At 54.4% G+C, this 2,620-nt stretch carries 4 protein-coding genes; all 4 read right to left on the bottom strand.

Going from position 1 to position 2,620, the window contains the following annotated elements:
• The coding region (locus tag ACXRVY_RS23530) for a hypothetical protein (RefSeq protein ID WP_458238375.1) at positions 1 to 183 on the bottom strand (183 nt) is incomplete at its 3' end.
• A 103-nt stretch (positions 184 to 286) separates the two neighbouring features.
• Positions 287 to 1,312: an MraY family glycosyltransferase gene (locus ACXRVY_RS23525; RefSeq protein ID WP_223462483.1), complete on the bottom strand. Its 1,026-nt coding sequence runs from the start codon at positions 1,310 to 1,312 to the stop codon at positions 287 to 289.
• Positions 1,313 to 1,376: 64 nt separating this feature from the next.
• Positions 1,377 to 2,339, bottom strand: coding sequence for a UDP-glucose 4-epimerase family protein (locus ACXRVY_RS23520; protein WP_223462482.1), 963 nt, complete (start codon positions 2,337 to 2,339; stop codon positions 1,377 to 1,379).
• Between the two features lie 20 nt (positions 2,340 to 2,359).
• Positions 2,360 to 2,620 (bottom strand): UDP-N-acetylglucosamine 2-epimerase (locus ACXRVY_RS23515; RefSeq protein ID WP_458238374.1); only part of this gene is annotated, 261 nt, incomplete at its 5' end.

Below are 2,620 nucleotides of genomic sequence, written 5' to 3'. Positions count from 1 at the left end.
GACAGGTGCACTGACAAAAAGCCAGACGTGCTGAGTGAACGGGTTGACTAACTCGTCCAGCCCAAGTCGCACAACAAACGCCATCCACAGGGCAAAACAGACCAACGAAATATCAGTCAGAACCTGCAGAATGCGTTTATGTCGTCTTGGCAGACTTACCAACTTTGTCCGAATTTTATCCATAACCCCTCTAAACACCTCTAGAAGCTTCTAGCATTGATGCAGCAACTTCAGCTTTCGGTAGCTCTCTTACCGATAAAGCAATACTCAAAAACCAATGCGCCTATCACGCCTTGCCAGCGATTTCCAACTCGCCCGCGTGAAACTTGAAAGCCAGCAACACCAGAGGCACATAGGCCAGGACCAATCCTGCCACCCCATCGATATATTGCATGACGACCAATATAGCCACTGGTACTAACCACAACAAATTGATCGCAGCTATTGCCAGGGTGACCGCCCGATGGCTGCCATGTTTTCGTGAAGCATACTGGTATCCATGGCTGCGATGGGCCTCATAAACCTTATCCCCTCGCAACAGCCTACGAATGAGGGTAAAGGTGGCATCAACAATAAATACGCCCAACAAAATGAGCCAGGCCCAAAGAAACAGTGGGTTCGTCCATGCCGCATAAAGCGACATCACCGCCAACACGATACCCAGAAAGCCACTGCCGGCATCGCCCATGAAAATCTTCGCTGGCGGGAAATTCCACACAAGGAAACCCGATACGGCCATCACCAGCACAAGCGGGGCAATAGCGAGGCTGGTGTGGCCTGCAATCGAGTAAACCAGGCAAGCACCGACACAGGCGCAAATAGCCTCGACGCTGGCCAGGCCATCAATACCATCCATGAAGTTGTAGAGGTTCAGCATCCAGACCAGATAGAACGCTCCGATGACGTAACCGAACCAGCCGAGACTGAACTGGAGACCGAACAGATTGATCGGCGCCATCCCCCCAATCCAGAACAATGCCCAGATGGCACCACCGAAATGCGCAAGCAGGCGCCAACGCGCGGCAATATGCCCATGGTCGTCGAGAAATCCAATAATCGCGATCCAGCTGCCTGCCCCAAGCAGAGCCAGCGCCATCGGCCAGGCGACGGCATCTGTCCAGGCCAGGACAGGCAACGAAATCAGAAAACTCAGGACGATAGCCACACCACCACCCCGAGGGGTCGGGACCGAGTGTGAACTACGCGCATTGGGAATATCTATCAAGCTGCGTGCCAACGCGTATTTGCGCAATGCACCTGTGCCCAAGAATGAAACACCTACCACCAAAGCCAACAACCAAATTGTGTTCAAAGGTCAACTTCCTGAAACAGCCAAAATCAATTCTGCAATTGAACCGGCACTGTCATAAGCCAGCTTAGCGCTGCCTTTCCTTGTAGTAGTTGGCAGCCGACACAAGCGCCTCATCGACGCTGACCGGAGGAATCCAGCCCAGCAATTCTCGAGTTTTGCTTATATCGACTTGCAACGAACCGCACAGTCGTTGCGACAAAGCCTGCTTGCCCAGAAGCTGTGCGCCCCGTTCAAGCAACACGCTTGGCACAGGCAACAAGCGTGCAGGTTTACCCAACGCCTGCGCCATCCGCGTCAACAATTGAGTCGTGGACAAGTCCTCCCCATCGCTGACGAGGAAGGTCTGATTGGCGGCGGCCGGATGACGGATGCAGGTCACGATCAAATCAGAAAGATTGTCGAGCGCGACCAGGCTGCGCCGATTATGGATAGCCCCGAATGGCAAGGGTATCCCCTTGTCCAGCCAACGCATCATGTTCAAAAAGTTGGCTCTCACACCCGGACCGTAAACCAGCACCGGACGGATGATCACCACTTCCATTCCGGAGACGCTCGCAATTTCGCGCAGCCCTTGCTCGGCCTCCATTTTCGAAATGCCATACGGATCGCCAGGCGCGGGAGTCGCGTCGGCGAAGTAAGGCTGATTGAGTGGCGTACCTTCGCCATTCACCTTGATCGAACTGATGAACACAAAGCGACGAACACCCAACGAGGCTGCTTGCCGGGCGAGGCTTAGCGTGCCTTCGACATTAACCTTGCGAAACGCCTCCAGCGGATCGGATTCGGTGTCATTCATGACGTGAACGCGAGCCGCGCCATGAATGACAACCTCCACTTGATCCAGCGCCTGCGACCAGTCGGTGTCAGCACTGAGCCCGGCGGTTCGAATGGTAGTAACGCGCGACGGACAGTCAGGCAAGGCGTGCCCACGAATGGCTGCCACCGGTTCCAGATCGTCAGAGGCCGCCAAACGACCCAATACCGCGCGACCAACGAAACCCGTAGCACCTGTCAATAAAACACGCATTTTTCAAACCTCGACGACGCTCAGGATTTCGACCAGACAGTACGATTGATGTAGTCGGTGTAGCTCAACACGACCCGAACTACCTGCTTCGACACAGGACCTGCCTGGTAATCCCTCACGACCGGGATAACACGCTGGGTACGATCATGTTGGCTGGTTACCACACGTACGGCATCCAGAACGCCTTCCACTTTCAGGCCACTCATGATGAGAGTGCCTTCATCCATCCCTTCTGGACGCTCATGAGCATTACGAATAGTAATGGCAGGCAGATTCAGAAG

It is taken from the genome of Pseudomonas sp. P5_A2_2 (genome assembly GCF_054177685.1).
Note: the sequence above shows the minus strand (reverse complement) of the source record. Positions and strands in the feature narration are given on the sequence as shown.